General features: G+C 41.6%; 20 protein-coding genes. 11 read left to right on the top strand and 9 right to left on the bottom strand.

All coding sequences use genetic code 11. From position 1 onward, the window contains the following. Nucleotides 1–33 precede the first annotated feature (33 nt). Entirely contained in the window at nucleotides 34–375 is a 342-nt protein-coding gene (locus AS141_RS01925) for a zinc ribbon domain-containing protein YjdM (protein WP_057935924.1), read from the bottom strand. Between the two features lie 173 nt (nucleotides 376–548). Here AS141_RS01925 and AS141_RS01920 point away from each other — a divergent pair, with 173 nt between their 5' ends. The 4 genes from AS141_RS01920 to AS141_RS01905 all read left to right on the top strand — a co-directional run bounded on the left by AS141_RS01920 (nucleotide 549) and on the right by AS141_RS01905 (nucleotide 3,997). Next, the gene (locus AS141_RS01920; protein ID WP_057935923.1) at nucleotides 549–1,763 is read left to right on the top strand and encodes a serine hydrolase domain-containing protein; all 1,215 of its coding nucleotides are present in this window, start codon (nucleotides 549–551) and stop codon (nucleotides 1,761–1,763) included. 104 nt (nucleotides 1,764–1,867) lie between these two features. Continuing rightward, the gene (rpiA, locus tag AS141_RS01915; protein WP_057935922.1) at nucleotides 1,868–2,569 is read left to right on the top strand and encodes a ribose-5-phosphate isomerase RpiA; all 702 of its coding nucleotides are present in this window, start codon (nucleotides 1,868–1,870) and stop codon (nucleotides 2,567–2,569) included. A 106-nt stretch (nucleotides 2,570–2,675) separates the two neighbouring features. Continuing rightward, nucleotides 2,676–3,494, top strand: coding sequence for a PAS domain S-box protein (locus tag AS141_RS01910; protein WP_057935921.1), 819 nt, complete (start codon nucleotides 2,676–2,678; stop codon nucleotides 3,492–3,494). Nucleotides 3,495–3,607: 113 nt separating this feature from the next. Further along, nucleotides 3,608–3,997 carry a hypothetical protein gene (locus tag AS141_RS01905; RefSeq protein WP_057935920.1) on the top strand — a complete coding sequence of 130 codons (390 nt, stop codon included), beginning with the start codon at nucleotides 3,608–3,610 and terminating at the stop codon, nucleotides 3,995–3,997. A 95-nt stretch (nucleotides 3,998–4,092) separates the two neighbouring features. Here AS141_RS01905 and arfB read toward each other — a convergent pair whose 3' ends face one another. After that, the gene (arfB, locus tag AS141_RS01900; RefSeq protein WP_057935919.1) at nucleotides 4,093–4,524 is read right to left on the bottom strand and encodes an alternative ribosome rescue aminoacyl-tRNA hydrolase ArfB; all 432 of its coding nucleotides are present in this window, start codon (nucleotides 4,522–4,524) and stop codon (nucleotides 4,093–4,095) included. A gap of 143 nt (nucleotides 4,525–4,667) precedes the next feature. On the opposite strand from arfB, the gene AS141_RS01895 reads away from it, so the two are divergent. Continuing rightward, nucleotides 4,668–5,699, top strand: coding sequence for a sugar phosphate isomerase/epimerase family protein (locus AS141_RS01895; RefSeq protein WP_057935918.1), 1,032 nt, complete (start codon nucleotides 4,668–4,670; stop codon nucleotides 5,697–5,699). 290 nt (nucleotides 5,700–5,989) lie between these two features. On the opposite strand, the gene AS141_RS01890 is transcribed toward AS141_RS01895, so the two are convergent. Beyond that, nucleotides 5,990–6,862 (bottom strand): sulfite exporter TauE/SafE family protein, encoded by an 873-nt coding sequence (locus AS141_RS01890; RefSeq protein WP_082632133.1) that lies wholly within the window; start codon nucleotides 6,860–6,862, stop codon nucleotides 5,990–5,992. A 1,017-nt stretch (nucleotides 6,863–7,879) separates the two neighbouring features. Between AS141_RS01890 and AS141_RS01885 the strand changes: the two genes are divergently transcribed. The 5 genes from AS141_RS01885 (at nucleotide 7,880) to AS141_RS27325 (ending at nucleotide 10,380) form a co-directional block, all read left to right on the top strand. Then, a complete protein-coding gene (locus AS141_RS01885) occupies nucleotides 7,880–8,656 on the top strand; it encodes a helix-turn-helix domain-containing protein (RefSeq protein ID WP_057935917.1) in 777 nt (258 codons plus the stop codon). 88 nt (nucleotides 8,657–8,744) lie between these two features. Then, nucleotides 8,745–9,572, top strand: coding sequence for an NmrA family NAD(P)-binding protein (locus AS141_RS01880; protein ID WP_057935916.1), 828 nt, complete (start codon nucleotides 8,745–8,747; stop codon nucleotides 9,570–9,572). A 5-nt stretch (nucleotides 9,573–9,577) separates the two neighbouring features. Next, nucleotides 9,578–10,069, top strand: coding sequence for an anthrone oxygenase family protein (locus AS141_RS01875; protein ID WP_057935915.1), 492 nt, complete (start codon nucleotides 9,578–9,580; stop codon nucleotides 10,067–10,069). 20 nt (nucleotides 10,070–10,089) lie between these two features. Further along, nucleotides 10,090–10,209, top strand: a complete 120-nt coding sequence (locus AS141_RS27520) for a cupredoxin domain-containing protein (RefSeq protein WP_449353807.1) — start codon at nucleotides 10,090–10,092, stop codon at nucleotides 10,207–10,209. Between the two features lie 18 nt (nucleotides 10,210–10,227). Next, nucleotides 10,228–10,380 (top strand): cupredoxin domain-containing protein, encoded by a 153-nt coding sequence (locus AS141_RS27325; protein WP_082632132.1) that lies wholly within the window; start codon nucleotides 10,228–10,230, stop codon nucleotides 10,378–10,380. Between the two features lie 389 nt (nucleotides 10,381–10,769). Here the strand turns inward: AS141_RS27325 and AS141_RS01870 are convergent, their stop codons facing one another. The 6 genes from AS141_RS01870 to AS141_RS26475 all read right to left on the bottom strand — a co-directional run bounded on the left by AS141_RS01870 (nucleotide 10,770) and on the right by AS141_RS26475 (nucleotide 14,151). Next, nucleotides 10,770–11,258: a Dps family protein gene (locus tag AS141_RS01870; RefSeq protein WP_057935914.1), complete on the bottom strand. Its 489-nt coding sequence runs from the start codon at nucleotides 11,256–11,258 to the stop codon at nucleotides 10,770–10,772. Nucleotides 11,259–11,523: 265 nt separating this feature from the next. Further along, nucleotides 11,524–12,936 (bottom strand): sigma-54-dependent transcriptional regulator, encoded by a 1,413-nt coding sequence (locus AS141_RS01865; protein ID WP_057935913.1) that lies wholly within the window; start codon nucleotides 12,934–12,936, stop codon nucleotides 11,524–11,526. 4 nt (nucleotides 12,937–12,940) lie between these two features. Continuing rightward, complete coding sequence (locus AS141_RS01860) at nucleotides 12,941–13,321, bottom strand: response regulator (RefSeq protein WP_057935912.1); 381 nt, start codon at nucleotides 13,319–13,321, stop codon at nucleotides 12,941–12,943. A 129-nt stretch (nucleotides 13,322–13,450) separates the two neighbouring features. Beyond that, a complete protein-coding gene (locus AS141_RS01855) occupies nucleotides 13,451–13,702 on the bottom strand; it encodes a hypothetical protein (protein WP_057935911.1) in 252 nt (83 codons plus the stop codon). A 43-nt stretch (nucleotides 13,703–13,745) separates the two neighbouring features. Then, nucleotides 13,746–13,931, bottom strand: a complete 186-nt coding sequence (locus AS141_RS01850) for a CsbD family protein (RefSeq protein ID WP_057935910.1) — start codon at nucleotides 13,929–13,931, stop codon at nucleotides 13,746–13,748. Nucleotides 13,932–13,998: 67 nt separating this feature from the next. Then, entirely contained in the window at nucleotides 13,999–14,151 is a 153-nt protein-coding gene (locus AS141_RS26475) for a lmo0937 family membrane protein (RefSeq protein ID WP_157243361.1), read from the bottom strand. Nucleotides 14,152–14,339: 188 nt separating this feature from the next. Here AS141_RS26475 and AS141_RS01845 point away from each other — a divergent pair, with 188 nt between their 5' ends. Continuing rightward, entirely contained in the window at nucleotides 14,340–15,779 is a 1,440-nt protein-coding gene (locus AS141_RS01845) for a sensor histidine kinase (protein ID WP_057935909.1), read from the top strand. Nucleotides 15,780–15,866 lie beyond the last annotated feature (87 nt).

The raw sequence follows: 15,866 nt of genomic DNA, 5'->3' as shown, positions 1-15,866 counted from the left end.
GCGACGAAGTACATTCCCGAAAATCAATTATCCTCAGGCTTTCTTCACAAACTCACTCTTCAGCGCCATAGAACCAAATCCCTCGATCTTGCAGTCGATATTATGATCGCCCTCCACTAATCTGATACTTTTTACTTTTGTTCCTGCCTTGATTGGTTTGGGAGCACCTTTCACCGGTAGATCCTTTACAATGGTCACCGCATCACCATCAGCCAGCACAGTTCCATTGGCATCTTTGACTACCAGCCCATCTGTTATTTCTTCTTGGACATCTTCGTATTTCCACTCAAAGCTGCATTCAGGACAGATCAGTTTTTCATCCATTTCATAACCATAAGGCGAATTGCAGGCAGGGCAAGGAGGGATATTTTGCATGGTGCAAAGTTAGGAAAAAATGCAAAACTTGGGATAGGCCGTGAGCTGTGAAGTTTTGAGAAAGGAAATTCCGGGTGTAATGAGTAGTCTATTTTGGATGATGCTTTACAATTATTTACAATGGGCAGTACGAATAAACGATTATTTTGTAAACTCAGATAAATTTTTAACCGATGGCAAAACAAGTCTACTCCCTCCTACTCCTATTTTCATTAGTCACCGCAGTACAGGCCCAAACCTATTTCCCTGCTAAAAACAACTGGGAAACCAAAAGCCCGGAATCCATGGGACTTGATGCTGCAAAAATCCAAAAAGCCATTGATTTTGCGCTCACCCATGAAAGTCAGGAAAATCCAAATCTAAAAATAGCCCATTACGAAGGGGGCTTTGGCAGAGAACCCTTCGGATATCCCGTAGGTCCTATGAAGACACGTGGCCCAGCTACAGGTTTGATTATTTACAAAGGATATGTTGTGGGTGAATGGGGTGATCCAGACCGGGTAGATCTGACATTCTCCGTGGCAAAAAGCTTTCTTTCCACTACGGCAGGATTAGCGGTCGAAGCGGGTTTGATTTCAGATGAAAACGACCTGGTTTATCCCTATATGGCTCCAATTTATCCCTATGATCCCAGTCGACTCAGCATCAATAAATCAGATCACTTCGGCCAGGATGATACTTTCGAGCTTTTCAATACACCTCACAACCGCACAATCACCTGGGACCACCTCCTACGTCAGACTTCCGACTGGGAAGGGTCCCTTTGGGGTAAGCCGGACTGGGCAGACCGTCCACGTGAAGGAGCCAAAGAAAAGAGGGCAAGACCTCAGAATGCTGCGGGTTCAGTATATGAATACAACGACACCCGTGTCAATGTCCTTGCCCTTGCGCTGCTGAATATCTGGAGAAAGCCGCTACCCTCCGTACTAAAAGAGAAAATTATGGATCCCATTGGCGCAAGTGATACTTGGAGGTGGACTGGCTATGAAAATTCCTTTGTCATTATCGATGGACAGATTATGCAATCCGTAAGCGGAGGATCTCATTGGGGAGGAGGTATGATGCTTTCTGCATGGGACCAGGCAAGGTTTGGCTATTTGACACTAAACAACGGTAAGTGGAATGATACCCAACTTATTCCTGCTACCTGGATTGAAAAATCCAAAACCTCTACTCCTGCCAATCCCGGATACGGCTTTATGAACTATTTTTTGAACTACGATCTAAAAGACATTCCCGCTGCCCCTAAAACTGCCTACTCCCATATCGGGGCAGGCACCAATATGATCTATGTAGATCAGGAAAACGACTTGGTAATCGTGGCCCGATGGATTCCTGGTGTAGATAAGAATGAATTGGTGAGATTGGTTTTGGAAAGTTTGAAGTAATTGCTATGAATTTGATGTAACTTACTCTAGGTGAGTTGAATCAAAGATTAAAACTAATTATAAAGTCGTAAAATTCAGAATCAGATTATCATGGCAACTTCAGCATGGAAAAAGTCTTGGCAGCAATAGAAAAAGAAAAGCAATTGGCAGCCTCAGCGGCTGTTGCCTATATTCAGGACGGACAGGTGATTGGGCTTGGTACGGGCTCTACGGCCAATTACGCCATCCGTGAAATAGGCAGGCTTGTTCAGCAGGGTTTACAGATAAGGGCGATCGCTACTTCCAGGAAAACCCAAGTACTCGCTGAATCACTCCACATCCCTCTAATTGACAGCAATGGTGTGGATTACATCGATCTTACCATAGACGGGGCGGATGAGTTTAACGAAGATATGGTGCTCATCAAGGGCGGAGGCGGGGCACTGCTCAGGGAAAAGATAGTGGCTTCCATGACCAAAAAGCAGATCATTATTGCGGATTCGGGTAAAAAAGTGGAGCAACTCGGTTTAAACTTTAAAGTGCCGATAGAAATTATTCCATTTGCCGGCAATTATGTGATCAACCGGCTCAAAGAAATGGGAGGAATTCCCAGTATCCGGCAGTTAGCCGGAAAAACGTTTGTGACTGATCAGGGCAACTGGATTCTGGACACTGACTTTGGCCACATTAAGGATCCCCGCTCACTTTCCCAGCACCTGGATGAAGTTGTAGGTCTGGTGTGCCATGGCCTGTTTATTGACCTTACCTCCCAAATCATCCAAGGCATTGATAATTCTACGCAGACTATTTTTCGCCGCTCAAATTGATAAGGGATTTGACAGCAGGGACAAAGCCAGGTAGACAACTATGTATTTCTACTTCAAACAGTCCAAACCTAATGCACTATAAAGATCTGCATTTTAATTTCTTACTATGAGCAAGTCCAGAATTTTTTCCGTAAGTAAGCCTTGGGCGATCACACTCATTTATTTGGTAGTGGGTTTCTCCTGGATTTTTTTCAGTGATAAACTAGTCTCCGGCTTTTTCAGCGACGATTTCCGTGAGATGTTCCGGTTCCAGATGATAAAAGGCTGTCTCTATGTTTTATTTTCAGGGCTATTGCTTTATTACCTGATCAAGAGACTCTATGACCGGGTGAACCGAAGAAAACAGGAATTGGAGCTGCTCTTTACCAATCCTAATCTGGGGATTTTCAAAGTTGATAAAAATGGATATTTCACCTATATCAGCCCCAATATTCTTCAGATCATAGGCTACTCTGACAAAGAGGTCATAGGAAAAAATGTAATTGACTTCACGCCGTCAAAATACGTACGGCGGGACCAGAAGAAATTAGATAAAATAGCTGAGACCAAATTCAAAAAAGGCTTTGTCATCAAAAAATATTTACAGGACAAGCAGGGAAATGTAATCCAAATCAAAGTGTATGGAATTGCACTAAAAGATAAAAAAGACAAAATAATAGGATACCAGGCGGCGTTTCAGAACATAACAAAACAGGAGACATTCCTGCGGTCCCTGGAAAACAAGAATAAGCAACTGAGAGAATTGGCTTCTGACCAATCCCATCTTGTACGGGCTCCTTTGGCCAGAATCCTTGGCATCATAGAGCTTCTCCAAAATGTAGAGCTGGAACCTTCTGAGAAGTCTGAACTGATCAGTCATCTTAAAACCTCCGGTGAGGAACTCGACGAAGCGTTGAAAGACTTGTCGCATAAGATGAACCCCTAAGTTAGAAAAACTTAAAAATCAATCCCCTAGCAACCTATAAACCAGCTTTTCCGTAACTTACTTTGAAGTTCATTCCACCAAGAAAAGTCACCTTTTCTCTTTGATACATAGCAATGAAAAAATTAATCCTATTATCCTTTGCGATCCTTGGAGCGAGCCTAGTGGCATTTCCCCAAAGCACCAGTCCTGGCTACAAGGAATTGAAAAACGGGAAATTCAACGTCGGGCAGCCTCAAAGCAAGCTTGACTTTCTGGACACTATGCCCTTCAAAGGATTTGGGAACGATACGGTTTACATGAAAAAATATGACAGCCTGGATCAATTTCCAGATTTAAATCTGGGAGAAACCCGCCTCTTCCAAAATCAGGACAACCTGGAAATCATCACCAATCCGGAACCGCATTATTCTATGCGGATTATGAAGCCAAGCGGTAATTACCCTATGAAAGTCTATGAGCCTGACTCCACTAAAAATTACACCCTTCTAATCAAAGAATACTGAATCCATTACAAAGAAGCCTGTGATTCCCAACTACAATCTACATTGTACATATGAACGCTGAGGCTGTTGCCTAAGTCTGCTCCCAAAAGCGCCCCCTACCCTTTCCAGCTTCTATTTGCCTTCTTTTCAGCCTGGTTTTTCTTGGCTTTGAGCCGCTTTTCAATTGCCCCTTTTTTAGGTTTTGTAGCTTTGCGGATTCGCTTTTTATGAAAAGCCTTGCGCAGCAAATCCTCAAACTTCCGGATCACCAATTCCTTGTTTTGGATTTGTGAGCGTTTTTCCTGGGACTGAAGCTGCAATACACCGTCCTGGTCGGTTTTTGTCCTCAGCTTCTCCAGTAGCAATGCCTTTTCTTCCTCTCCCAACAACCGGGAATTCGGTATATCAAACTTTAGTTGGACTTTGGTTTCCACTTTGTTGACATGCTGTCCTCCAGCCCCCCCACTTCTAGAAGTGATAAACTGAAGCTCCCCCAGAAAATCTCCTCTTTTTATCCTTTCTTCAATCAGTGCAGTGTGATATCCCATCTCCTTATTTATAATCGGTGCCCTATCTTAAACGAGTATATGACCAATCAGCCTGAAAATAAAATTATGGGTAAACTTTTCAGCAAAAAAGAAAAAGTAAATACTAATTTGAAGTCTAACTCAACACCCAAACCCAAAAGACCATGCAAAACAGAAGAGAATTCCTTATAAAATCGGCACTTGGAGTGAGCGGACTTGCTATGACTCCCTCCTGGCTGCAAGGTGCTCCGGCATTGATCAGGTCTCTTGACAAACCAAACTCATTGATCAATGGCGTGCAGATTGGATGTATTACCTATTCATTCCGCTCCATGCCTGATCAAAGCGCCGAAGCCACACTACAATATGTGCTGGATTCAGGTCTCTCCGCCATAGAACTCATGGGCGATCCTGCCGAATCTTTTGCAGGAAAACCATCAAACCCGGTTAATATGCGGGAAATGAATTCGCTTTTGTCAAAACAACGAAAAGGGGAGGAACTTACTGCCGAGGAGAAAGCAAAATTGGCGGATATGGGTGCACAGGCTGAATCCTATGCCAAAGAAGCTGCTGCCTGGCGAAGTAAAGTGGGCACTGCCCCATTTGAAAAAATGCGGAAAATGTACAACGATGCGGGCGTAAGTATCTATGCGTTCAAACCCAATGCATTCGGAAGGAATGCTACTGATGAAGAAATCGCCTATGGAATGACTGCTGCCAAGGCTCTAGGTGCTACGCATGTCACGCTAGAGCATCCCTCCAATGATGCCCATACACTTCGTTTGGGTAAGCTTGGGGAGCGATACAAGATGTCCGTGGGATATCATGGACATGAACAGGAGACGTTTACCTTTTGGGATACTGCGCTGGAACAAAGCAAGAAAAATGCGCTGAACCTTGATGCAGGACATTACATAGCGGCGGGTAATACCGATCTGATTCCATTGATAGAAAAGCAGCATAGCCGCATCCTGAGTATGCACACCAAGGACCGCCAGACACCGGCAAACGGAAAAGGTAATTTGCCATGGGGTACAGGGGACACACCAATCCCAGAGCTGCTTAACCTGATTTCAAAAAACAAGTATAAGTTCCCCGCTACCATAGAGTTGGAATACCAAATACCTGAAGGTTCGGATGCTGTAAAAGAAGTACAAAAATGTGTTGAGTTTTGCCAAAAGGCCTTAGCTTCCTAGTACTATGCACCGTAAAGCTTTTCTGTTTTTTTGAGCGGCAACCGAACAAACCGCCGCTTTTTGATTTTATGCAATTCTTAATGTACACCTCAAGAATAACCCACCTCAAATGAGGTGGGAGCTTTGAATTTTCCGGCTGGGGAATTTTCAGCAAAATCTTCCCATCCACTGAAAGAGTAGAAACGAATTCTTCCGGATTAGGTGGTGTTCATTTCAAAGCTTGGAAAACCATTCCTGCCCTGCACACATGTTTCCTTAGCCGCACGGTCTACATAGACTGTACGTATTCTTTAACTAAGCGTGAGATACATCGTCCGGATGCTTAAAAAAATAATAAGGAGTCCGACCCCGATCATCAGGTATTTGGGTTTAACAAGTTTGCAGATATAGGCTGCAAAGGGCGCGGCTACCACTCCACCTAAAATCAGCCCCAATACAGGTGCCAAACTCAGCTCTTTTACAAAATACAAAAAGGTACTCGCACTGGCCAAGGACACGAAAAACTCTACAAAGTTGCCTGTACCGATTGCATATCTTGGGATTTTGCCTTTGCTAAGCAGCGTACTGTTCACAATAGGTCCCCATCCGCCCCCACCGACAGCATCAGCAAAACCTCCTGTAGTTGCCAGGATAGGCAGACTTCTGCTATTGGGGTCAAATTTTGGTTTTTTCTTCTTGAAGACCTTACTCAATAGTACAATGCCCATCACGAATAGGTAAACAGCAATCACCGGTTTTACCATATTGCCATCAATATTGGAAAGTAAGAATGCTCCCGCTATAGAACCTAATACACCCGGAATTAAAAGCTTCTTGGCCAGTTTCCAATCTACATTCCCCATTTTCCAGTGTGAAATCCCTGATGCCAAACTGGTAAAAACCTGGGCGAAGTGAACCCATGCAGATGCTGCAGCAGGAGGAATTCCAATCCCTAATAAAATCGAATTACAACTTACCCCATAGGCCATCCCCAATGCCCCATCTATGCTCTGGGCAACAAACCCTACAAGCAAAAACCATAGGAAAGATTCCACATCCAAGGCCCAGCTATCAATAGCCTGGGAAAAAGTCTGTGTGACTATCAAACCAAATATCATCAAAGAAAATCCGAAAAACATCGCCCAAAAAGGCTCATTCTTAAGTCTAAGAAGGATTTTATGCATTTAGAATAAGTTAAAGTCTGTGTATCTGCGCCAAAAATAATTTACATCTGTTTTATTTCCTATCATTTTAATAGGAATTATAGGTTTTATAGGATTCCTGTTTGAATTTATATCCTTCAGTTCAGGAATTAATACCCTATATCATACCACTATGGGACATTCAGATTTTGAAAAAAACCAATGTAATTTCCTTATCCCTCACATTGATTGTTTGCCGGTTACTCAAATTGTACGTAGGTAAAAAGAAGAATCTACTTGTCTGTCACGGCTATTACTTCATGCTATACTTTGTAAACAATTGGAGAATCGTAAAAAACGTTGGAGCGATGGATATTCCTTCTGATCAATAGATGAAGCAGGTCCAGAGACTATCCGTCAATATATTTTTCACAAGGTTGGTGTTGGCGCTTACATCCCATCCACGTTTCGATGGATGGGTTATATGCTCCCTCAGATTGAGTCAATGGGATATTTTCCAAAGAATTAGTAGGAAGCCATCGGGGTTGGTCTTTACAACTATAAACTTATTTTTGCAGAAGAATTATTTAATCGTCCTCCATTCCTTCAATCCCTTGTTGCCCAGGATCTGCTTGGTGGTTTTCCTTGCCATCAGCTGCATAGTCGAGTCCCCTTGTCAGATAACAGTAGCCTCTCCAATCATTTTTGAACAAATGGTTGAAGAGGTAAAAAATTGCCGATGACCGGGCATGTTTTATAGTTAAATTCAATTGAGGGAATCGACGCAACTATGATAATTTTTCGCCGATTAGTGTTTACAATCCAGATGTTAAGCAAACATTAAAGTTCCTGAAAATTTCAGGAGTTTTCTTCGCTGGATATTCCCGTTTGGTAGCTACAATTCAGGATGCAGCCTATATGGATAAGGAAAATATTACCGAAAGAAAGCGTTTAAAGGACTATTTTAGGAACAAACCTAAATAAAGATCAAATTTGACAATAAAGCCTCTTAACTAGTCAAACAGGGAATAAATCCCACGAAACAAAACGATTTGGAATTTGATAGATACCACAAAAATAATAGCCAATAACAACTTGGAATTGTTTGTTAAGGAAATTTTTGTTTTGGAAGAACAGAATGCCCGTCAATGCGCTACGATGACGTTTTATGCGGATGGTTATCCTGGAGTCGTATACCTGCAGTCGGAAAGAGGGATTCTTCTTCCCCGAAAGAAAACGCTTAGCACTCTTTTCCTTTATGGCCAAATGATCGCACCTTACGAGCTTTCTATACAGACACCATATTTAATAATCGTCTTTCAGCTATACCCTTTCGCTGCCAAATTGTTGTTTGATGTCAACACCAAAAAACTTAACGACGATTGTGCCGATATCTCAAAGATCAAAGGGGTAGCCATTGAGAATACTTTGGAGACATTAGCCTCCCCTTCCGAAATAAACCTGAAAACAGAGATCATCGCCAACTTTCTCTCTAAACTTGCCCGGGAAAAAGGAATGGCGGAATATCCAAAAATACAGCGCGCCATTCAAATTATTCAGGATCATAAGGGCCTGATTACTGTAAATGAGCTTGCAAAACGCATGGATACAACCCAAAGGACGTTACGAAGAAAGTTCAACCATTACATCGGAATACCTCCTAAAAAGTTTGCGAAAATCATACAGTTCCAAACCTCGTTGGATCAGATCTCCACTGGTGGCTTTTCACAACTAACCGATGTGGTCTATGATAACGGATATACCGACCAATCGCATTTTATCCGAAACATCAAGAAATTCACGGGAAAAAGGCCTTTGCAGCTAAAAAATCTGTAATAGGTTCTTTGTCCGATTTGTTCAATTTCCGGCTATCCCTCCCCTCTATTTTTGTCTGAAATTATTTTAATCAAGAAATGAAAAAATTATGACAAACGAAATTTTGGTATTGGGAGCAACCGGGAAAACAGGGAAACGGGTGATGGAAAAACTCCAAAAAATGGGAATCCCTGTCCGCGCTGGCTCCAGGAATGGCACCCCTCCCTTTGACTGGGATAGAAGTGAGGGCTGGGCATCAGTGGTAGACGGTATCCAAAAAGTTTACCTCACCTACTACCCCGACTTTATGGCCCCCGGTGCGCTGGAAAAAATCCAAGGCTTTGTTAATACAGCAAAAAAATCCGGTGTTCAACAACTGGTATTCCTTTCCGGGAGGGGTGAGAAAGAGGCTGAGGAAGCTGAAAGGATTGTGATAGATTCGGGACTCTGCTGGACGATTGTGAGATCCAGTTGGTTCATGCAGAATTTCAGCGAATTCTTTTTTCTTGATAATATTTTGGAGGGCTATTTCGTGATCCCGAAACCAAAAGCTTTCGAGCCTTTCGTCGATCTTGACGACCTAGCTGAGGTAGTAGTTGAAGCATTGACGGATGCGCGACACAATGGAAAAATATACGAACTAACGGGACCTGAATTACTATCTTTTAAAGATACAACCCGCCTAATTTCGGAAGCCATAAACAGGCCTATTGTGTATGAAGAAGTGGATATGAATGGCTATATAAAAATCCTTGGTGACTATCAAATCCCCGAAGATATTATCTGGCTTATGCAATATTTATTCACTGAAGTACTGGACGGAAGAAACGAATCGATTACCAATGATATTGAAAAAGTAATCGGCCGCAAACCGGTTACTTTTGCCGAGTACGTGGTCAAAGCTAATCGAACTGGGGTCTGGGACATTCAACATTAAAGGATATGGCTTTTTATCAGGGTGCTCAAATCATCACGTTGTTGTTGACCGGATTGATGGCGGGACTGTTTTACAGCTATGCCTGTTCGGTCACTGGCGCATTGGGCAGACTTCCAGACAAGGAATATGTTATGGCTTTTCAGTCAATCAACACCGTGATATTGAACGCTTGGTTCTTTGCAGGTTTTATGGGCAGCCTTATTGTCCTTCCTATGACCACCTGGCTTTCCTACCGGTATGACATGTACTTTTCATTTTACTTGTTACTGTCGGCCACCATGATGTATGTGGTGGGTGTGTTTGGGGTAACCATCTTTGGCAATGTTCCTTTAAATAATATGCTTGAGCATTTTCCTATAGAAACCGCTACCCCAAAGGACCTATTTTCGCTGAGAGAAATGTTTGAAACCCCTTGGAACAAATTGAATTTGATCCGTACGATAGCAGCCATTATCAGTTTTGTACTCACTATAATATCCATTAAGTTAAAAGCATAAAACAACAATTCAATAAAAAAATGAAAGCAACAAAGGTCTTTGAACCTACAATTAAAATTGTGAGAATGAATGGGATGAAGTTTGTTCCCGAAACCGTTGAGGTCAATATTGGAGATACGGTCCGTTGGATAAATGAGTAGGATCAGTCACATAATGTTATGGCCAAGGATAAGAGTTTCGAAAGTATACTTTTTGCAAAAGGTGATAGGTATGAACATCCTTTTAAAAAAACAGGTGAATTTGATTACTATTGCCAACCACACAGGTTTATGAGAATGAAGGGACGCGTAATTGTGAAAAATCAAAAATAGAATCAGGGTTGAAATCCGGAACCTTTGCCTGCTTAGGCAGGGATGTTCATTAGTGGCATCACCTATAGAGACTATTTTTAGGTATTAAACTTTTAATTTGGGATTTTTTGGAATTCTCACCTGAAAATCAAAACTAAGCTGTAGTTTGTGGGGAAATCACATCCAGTCTCCATAGGCCTTATATGCAGTTTCTGTTCGTCAGGCCGAGAATTTGCCGCAGGCTTCCTTCAGATTCCACCTGGCGGTGGACACTCCTGCGCTTGGCCAGTGCTTGGCGCTTACAAACCTCCACAGTAAACTTTCACTGCCTAGTTGATTACCATGCACGGCACACACTAAAAAAACCGCAGCTTTCACTGCGGTTTTCTTTAGGTGCTTTTGTTTTGAGCTTATTTGGAAAACATGGTGAACATCCACATTCTTTTCTCTATATCGCCGACAAATTTAGTAAGCAAGTCTGCCGTTGCGATGTCATCTGCCTCTTCTGCAGCCTTCGCTGCTTTTCGGTGGGACTGGGCTAAAACACCCAACCCATCAATGACGTGCTTCACGCATTCATCGCCGTTGGAAACATCGGTGATTTCCTTATGGATCGTGTTTTTGAGATAATCAGAATAAGCGTGTAATGGTTTGAAACCGATGGTTACGATTCTCTCTGCCAGTTCATCTATATTTTCGTAAAGCTGGGTATATAGCTCTTCGAATTTGATGTGAAGGTCAAAGAAGTTCTCTCCTTTCACATTCCAGTGAAACCCTCTTACATTTTGATAGAAAATATGATAATCAGAAAGCAGGTCATTGAGCTTATCCGACACATTCTTCATTGCCTTGTTATCAAGTTTCAAATGATTGGCGAGCGTTGCTTTAGCGGTAGTCATAGTAGTTTGAATTTTAAATTTTAGAATACTAGTCTTATATATCCAATGCCTATGCCATGAAGCAGCTTACAAAAGAATCAGTTAAGAAAGAGCTCTTTGAGCAATACTACTTTGGAATTAGGCGATATTGGGGGAATAAAACAGCAGAATCCGGTTTCTATTGGCATTTAGAAGCGGAAAGAGGTATGAAAAAATATCCCCAATCTGTTGAAGAACGGGCACAAAAAAGTCCGGGATTAATTCCGGACCAGCTGGGCAACTTTAGCTATAAATCGTATTGCTTCATTTTATTGAAAAGCGTTTTGCGGTCTATCCCCAATTGCTTTGCGGCTTGGGTTCTATTGTACTTCACTTCTTCCAGCACTCTTTTCAGCACTTCAGCTTCAGCCTCGGCAGCAGCATCTTTTAGATTCAGCGGCATTTTGCCGACATTATTTTCAGTTTTGTCCGAATCTGAATCTGTGAAATTAAATTTCTGGGAATAAACAATTTCTGGAGGAAGAGCAGAAACAGACATTTTGCCTCCATCTGTCAGTAAGGTAGCCCGGCGGATTACATTGAGCATCTCCCGTAAATTACCGGGCCAAGGGTATTCTTTAAACACATCCATCACCTGCTCATCAAAACCAAAGACTTTTTTATTTAACTCAGTATTGGAAAGCTCTAAGAAATGGTAGGCAAAGGCCTCTATGTCGGCTTTCCTATTCCGTAGCGGCGGCACTATTATGCTAAACTCATTGAACCTAAAATAGAGATCCTCTCTAAACTTACCTGCTGAGACGGACTTCCTTAAGTCCTCATTGGAAGCCACCAAAATCCGCACGTCTATAGATTTATCCTTCGTCCCCCCTATTCTTCTTAGCTTTCGTTCCTGAACTAATCTAAGCAGCCCTACCTGCGTTTCATACGAGAGGTTTGCTATCTCATCCAAAAAAATCGTCCCTCCATCTGCCAATTCAAATTGTCCGGGTTTTTCAGCTAATGCGCCTGTAAAGGCTCCTTTTTCATGCCCCCATAGCTCACTCCCTGCTAGTTCTTTGGTGAGTGCCCCACAGTCTACAGCGATGAATGGCTTTCCAGCACGTTCGCTTTGTTCATGAATAGTACGCGCTATGTTCTCCTTGCCTGCCCCACTTTCTCCGTAAATCACCACACTAAGACTAGTAGGTGCTACTAAGGCCACTTCTTTGTACAACTTCTTGGATTCTGGCCCGGTACCTTTCAGAAACTTAGAATCAGGATTCTGGGTCTTGGACTCAGATGCTTTCTTTAGCTCAGTGGCTTTGATAAACGTTTGTGAATTTGATTTGCTGGCTTTAGAAGCTGCTAGTGCCCGCTCTATCAAATTGATAATTTCATCCGGTATCAATGGCTTGGTGACATAATCAAATGCGCCATTCTTGATTACTTCAACAGCGATTTTCACATCAGCATAGCCAGTAATGATGGCCACCTGTGTACCTGGGGAAATCTCTCTGACCTTCATCAGCACATCACGTCCTTCCATATCACGCAGCTTAAAATCACAGAAAATCAGATCGAAAAATGTTTTCTTGACCATATCCAGCCCGTTCTTTCCTGAAATTGTAGTTTCTACGTCGTAGCCTTTCTTGGTGAGAAATCGATCTAAAAGTTGACAGATATCTATATTATCATCAATTACGAGAATCTTAGCCATGATTTTACTTGGAATTATAGGTATTAAATAATTGACTCTGAACAACTTGCTCCAGCCGAGCTATATTAAATGGTTTACTAAGGAAGTCCAATGCACCATACTCGATTGCTTCCGTTTTTACTTCATTATGATCAAAGGCACTCATCATTATTACTTTGTGTTGGGTCATCCCTGAATTTATATGCTTAAGTTCGTCTAACCCATTTCCATCGGGGAGGTTTACATCCAAAAAAACCAATTCAGGTTTCGATTGATCAAACAATTGTCTTCCTTCTTTAAGCGTACCTGCAGCTAATACCGAAAAACCTTTTCTAACCAAAAACCTGATCAAAAGGGTTCTGATTTCCGGTTCATCATCTATTACTAGAATTAGTTTATTCTTCATTACATCATGCTCTGTTCTCTATACGCTGGGGCACATTCATACTATTACTAGAGTATTTCTGATAAAATAGGCGAACTTAAAGAAAAGGTGAAGCTATTGGCTACACCTTTTCAAAATTCTAAACCTATTTCACTTCACTTTTTCTACTTTATCTTTCGCAGACTGCAAAGCAGATTTAGTAGCCTCCAGTCCTTCTGACTTCGCTTCCAATAGTCTGGTCTTCAAATCGCCGATGATGGATTGAAAATCACCAAGTAGGCTATTCAACTTTTCCTTTTGAGGACCAAAATCATCCTTGTTTTTATAAAGATAGGCTCCTACAAATGCACCGGTAATCAGTCCGCTTAGCCAAAGTGTTTTATTTATTGTTGATTTGTTCATTGTGCTTTATTTTAATGGTTATAGTTATAATTGATTAGGACTTTCAGATTGCTTTGATTTGGTCAATAATTTCTTCTTTGGTTTTACCTATCTTTTTTTGTAGTCGTCCCCATAGTTCATCTTCCTTACCTTCAGCGAATGCCAGATCATCATCAGTAAGATCTCCATATTGTTGTTTTAGTTTACCTTTTAGGATATTCCAATTTCCTTTAATTTCTGTAGAATTCATGGGTTGGTTGGTTTAGATTTTCAAATTCCGTTGCTTAGATATATTAACAGATTATGCTTAGCAAAAGTTATACGGGCCGGCCTGAAATCAACCTGAATAACACGGCAATAATTGCCAATACCAACAATACATGGATCAATCCCCCTGCGCTATAGGCAAATACTCCGACTAGCCAGCCGATCAGAAGAATTACTGCGATGAAATACAATAAAGAACTCATAGTTTTGGTGTTTAGGTTATCGATTTATTTATCCATGACAGTTCAACTGGTATGCCTGAAATTTGCAAGACCCTATAAAACTAAGTTGAATGGGTCATTTAGACATTAAACCATGAATTGACACCGTATCATTTGAAGCTAACTCAGGCTTATTGAGTAATTAATTCCCCATTCAGAGAACTATTCCAATGAAAAACAACCAAAATCCATCTATCCGTCAGGTCAAAATTTACTCAATTGTGACACTTATTCTAATTATTATCGGAAGTGGGATTTCTTATTGGACCGCTGACCGGATAGAATTCTATACCCATGCGGTAATGCACACTTCAGAGGTTCTACAGCGCACAGATCAACTGTACGCAAATATTCTCGAAAGAGAAACCAATATCAGAGGGTATGTATTGACGGGAAACGAGGATTTCCTGTCTCTCTATAAACAATCTAAGGTTGACGCTGAGTTGCTGTTGAACCAGCTTCAGGGATTGACTATGGACCATCAGTCCCAGCAAAACAACATTGAAGAACTTAGAGGACTCATCAATTCAAGAGTCAGGACTTTTGAGGCCGCCATCGAGCATATCGATAAAAACGGAAACTTGAACGGCTTCTTAAACCCATCCAAGGTCAACGATGCGTTAATAGGTTATAAAATGATCAAAGATATCGTATTACGGATCAACGAGGTGGAAAACGACCTGTTCCGGGAAAGAAACCAGGTGTTGATCAATAATATCAACGCCTTGCCTTTAATTGTCGCTCTCATTTCCCTTTTTTCTATTACAATAGGTTTAGTTACCTTTTTCTCTATCTATCAATACAACAAAGCGCAGATTACAGCGAATAGGGAGATTACGCTGTTTCAGGAAAAACTTAGAGATCAGATCAAACTCCTCGATGACTCCAATAAGGAACTGGAACAATTCGCATATGTAGCCTCACATGATTTGCAGGAGCCTTTGCGCAAAATAACAGCATTTTCAGATTTGCTGAATGAGCAGTACGCAGACAAATTGCAAGGCGATGGAAACCTTTACCTGGAAAGGATCACCGCGGCGGCAGTTCGGATGAGAAGATTGATCACAGATCTTTTGGAATACAGCAGGGCAGGAAGAGTAAGTATAGAACAGGTAAAACCAGTGAAGCTTTCCAAAGTAATTTCCGAATTACTTGAAGACTTCGAACTCGTCATAAAAGACAAATCGGCTAAAATCACCACAGGTAAATTACCTAAGGTAAAAGGTACGGATACGGAATATCGTCAGGTATTCCAAAATCTGATTTCAAATTCGCTCAAGTTCGCCAAATCGGACATAAATCCCGATATATCCATCACTTCACAGAAAGCAGACCAAGCGTTAATCAGTGAGTTTCCGACGCTCGATAAAAAAGTAAACTACCATTTGATCAAATTGGTAGACAATGGAATAGGGTTTGAAAAAGAGTATGCTGACCGAATCTTTTCCATCTTCCAGAGGTTACATGGAAAGAAAGAATATGAAGGCACAGGTATAGGCCTTTCTATCACCCGGAAAATTATTGAAAAAAACGGCGGGGTTATATTTGCTGATAGTAATCCCGGAAAAGGAGCTACTTTTAACATACTTTTGCCATTTATTGAAGGATAATTGTCCTTTATTCCAAAAATTTGGGGAAGTATGTAATTAGCGAAATCGTGCTTACCTTTTGTCCAAAATCAACCTGTGTTCGTCAAA

It is taken from the genome of Algoriphagus resistens, assembly GCF_001442615.1.
GTDB classification, from domain to species: Bacteria; Bacteroidota; Bacteroidia; order Cytophagales; family Cyclobacteriaceae; genus Algoriphagus; species Algoriphagus resistens.
The sequence above is the reverse complement of the archived record's forward strand: the minus strand, read 5'-3'. Positions and strand labels throughout refer to the sequence as shown.

What these genes read in the sequence shown, in the direction of transcription:
- AS141_RS01920 (WP_057935923.1), top strand. Translation starts at nt 549, where the DNA reads ATGGCAAAACAAGTCTACTCCCTCCTACTCCTATTTTCATTAGTCACC.
- AS141_RS01850 (WP_057935910.1), bottom strand. Translation starts at nt 13,931, where the DNA reads ATGAATTCTACAGAAATTAAAGGAAATTGGAATATCCTAAAAGGTAAA.
- AS141_RS01860 (WP_057935912.1), bottom strand. Translation starts at nt 13,321, where the DNA reads ATGAAGAATAAACTAATTCTAGTAATAGATGATGAACCGGAAATCAGA.
- AS141_RS01875 (WP_057935915.1), top strand. Translation starts at nt 9,578, where the DNA reads ATGGCTTTTTATCAGGGTGCTCAAATCATCACGTTGTTGTTGACCGGA.
- AS141_RS01890 (WP_082632133.1), bottom strand. Translation starts at nt 6,862, where the DNA reads ATGCATAAAATCCTTCTTAGACTTAAGAATGAGCCTTTTTGGGCGATG.
- AS141_RS01845 (WP_057935909.1), top strand. Translation starts at nt 14,340, where the DNA reads ATGAAAAACAACCAAAATCCATCTATCCGTCAGGTCAAAATTTACTCA.
- AS141_RS27520 (WP_449353807.1), top strand. Translation starts at nt 10,090, where the DNA reads ATGAAAGCAACAAAGGTCTTTGAACCTACAATTAAAATTGTGAGAATG.
- AS141_RS01870 (WP_057935914.1), bottom strand. Translation starts at nt 11,258, where the DNA reads ATGACTACCGCTAAAGCAACGCTCGCCAATCATTTGAAACTTGATAAC.
- AS141_RS01880 (WP_057935916.1), top strand. Translation starts at nt 8,745, where the DNA reads ATGACAAACGAAATTTTGGTATTGGGAGCAACCGGGAAAACAGGGAAA.
- AS141_RS01905 (WP_057935920.1), top strand. Translation starts at nt 3,608, where the DNA reads ATGAAAAAATTAATCCTATTATCCTTTGCGATCCTTGGAGCGAGCCTA.
- AS141_RS01910 (WP_057935921.1), top strand. Translation starts at nt 2,676, where the DNA reads ATGAGCAAGTCCAGAATTTTTTCCGTAAGTAAGCCTTGGGCGATCACA.
- AS141_RS26475 (WP_157243361.1), bottom strand. Translation starts at nt 14,151, where the DNA reads ATGAGTTCTTTATTGTATTTCATCGCAGTAATTCTTCTGATCGGCTGG.
- AS141_RS01865 (WP_057935913.1), bottom strand. Translation starts at nt 12,936, where the DNA reads ATGGCTAAGATTCTCGTAATTGATGATAATATAGATATCTGTCAACTT.
- AS141_RS27325 (WP_082632132.1), top strand. Translation starts at nt 10,228, where the DNA reads ATGGCCAAGGATAAGAGTTTCGAAAGTATACTTTTTGCAAAAGGTGAT.
- rpiA (WP_057935922.1), top strand. Translation starts at nt 1,868, where the DNA reads ATGGAAAAAGTCTTGGCAGCAATAGAAAAAGAAAAGCAATTGGCAGCC.
- AS141_RS01855 (WP_057935911.1), bottom strand. Translation starts at nt 13,702, where the DNA reads ATGAACAAATCAACAATAAATAAAACACTTTGGCTAAGCGGACTGATT.
- AS141_RS01925 (WP_057935924.1), bottom strand. Translation starts at nt 375, where the DNA reads ATGCAAAATATCCCTCCTTGCCCTGCCTGCAATTCGCCTTATGGTTAT.
- AS141_RS01895 (WP_057935918.1), top strand. Translation starts at nt 4,668, where the DNA reads ATGCAAAACAGAAGAGAATTCCTTATAAAATCGGCACTTGGAGTGAGC.
- arfB (WP_057935919.1), bottom strand. Translation starts at nt 4,524, where the DNA reads ATGGGATATCACACTGCACTGATTGAAGAAAGGATAAAAAGAGGAGAT.